Source organism: Streptomyces hilarionis (genome assembly GCF_024539675.1).
GTDB lineage: Bacteria > Actinomycetota > Actinomycetes > Streptomycetales > Streptomycetaceae > Streptomyces > Streptomyces hilarionis.
The window spans coordinates 1-1,354 of the sequence record NZ_JAHHIT010000348.1; the positions used below are offsets into that span (position 1 = coordinate 1).

Annotated in this window: 1 protein-coding gene; it reads left to right on the forward strand. The window is 75.8% G+C overall.

Going from position 1 to position 1,354, the window contains the following annotated elements; genetic code table 11:
• The first annotated feature begins 79 nt into the window (after positions 1 to 79).
• Positions 80 to 1,213: an LLM class flavin-dependent oxidoreductase gene (locus KMS84_RS38530; protein WP_256921211.1), complete on the forward strand. Its 1,134-nt coding sequence runs from the start codon at positions 80 to 82 to the stop codon at positions 1,211 to 1,213.
• The last annotated feature ends 141 nt before the right edge of the window (positions 1,214 to 1,354 follow it).

A 1,354-nucleotide genomic window follows, 5' to 3' on the forward strand; every position in this document is an offset into this window, starting at 1 on the left:
GCCCTCGGCCGCCCCCCAGCACCCGAGCACCCGGGCCCCCGTCCAGGAATCCTCACGGCCGACAGGCGTTGAACACGGTATGAGTTCCGTGATCGCGTCCGCCCGCTTCTCCGTCCTCGACCGCTCGCGCGTCCGCGAGGGACACACCGGGGCCGAGGCGCTGCGGGACACCGTGGCGCTGGCAAGGGAGGCCGAGCGCCTCGGCTACCACCGGTTCTGGGTCTCCGAACACCACGGGGTGCCCGGGGTGGCGGGTTCGGCGCCCACCGTGCTGGCCGCCGCCGTGGCCGGGGCGACGCGCACGATCCGCGTGGGAACCGGCGGGGTGATGCTGCCCAACCACCGGCCGCTGGTGGTGGCCGAGCAGTTCGGCGTGCTGGAGTCGCTGTTCCCCGGCCGGATCGACATGGGCCTGGGGCGCTCGGTGGGCTTCACCGACGGGGTGCGCCGGGCGCTCGGCCGCGACAAGGGCGACGCGGACGACTTCGCCGGCCAGGTGGCGGAACTCCTCGACTGGTTCCGGGGTTCCTCCCCCGCCGGAGTGCACGCCTACCCGGCTCACGGGCTGAGGGTGCCGCCCTTCGTGCTGGCCATGGGCGAGGGCGCGGAGATCGCCGCGCGGGCGGGGCTGCCGATGGTCATCGGCGACCTGCGCGACCGGGACCGGATGCGGCGCGGCGTGGACCGCTACCGCGACCGCTTCCGGCCGTCCGTCTGGGCGGCGGAGCCGTACGTCGTCGTCTCCGGGACGATCGCCGTGGCGGCGACTCCCGAGGCGGCCCACCGGCTGCTGATACCGGAGGCCTGGTCGATGGCGTACTCCCGCACCCACGGCGTCTTCCCGCCGCTGCCGCCCGCCGAACGGGCCGAGGGCCGGACCATGACGGCGGAGGAACGCGGCCTGTACGAGTCCGGGCTCGCCGGGCAGATCGCGGGCACCGAGGAACAGGTCGCCGGCGAGCTGGAGTCGGTGCTGAACGAGACGGGGGCGCAGGAGGTCCTCGTCACGACCAGCACCTATGACCGTGCGGCGCTGCTGGACTCCTACCGGAGGCTGGCCGCGATCGTGCGCGGGGCCCGGACCGGTACCCCCGCCGACACGAACGCCGGAGCCGGGGCGGGTGCCGGTGCCGGAGCCGGGGCGGGTGCCGGTGCCGGAGCCGGGGCGAGCGGCCGTGCCGGTGCCGACGGCGGTGCCGTCGTCCACGTCTGAGCGTCCGCCGGGGCCCGGGCGGGTCGTCGCCGCAGTGGTGAGGCGGGAGGACGGCGGGGTACGAGACGCCGGCGCCGGTCGCCGAGCGGCGGGACGTCCGCGACGTAGGATTGCGGAGTTTGTCCCGCCCTCCCCCACCTC

Bases quoted from the DNA above. Each gene is read 5' to 3' on its own strand.
- KMS84_RS38530 (WP_256921211.1), top strand. From the start codon at position 80: ATGAGTTCCGTGATCGCGTCCGCCCGCTTCTCCGTCCTCGACCGCTCG.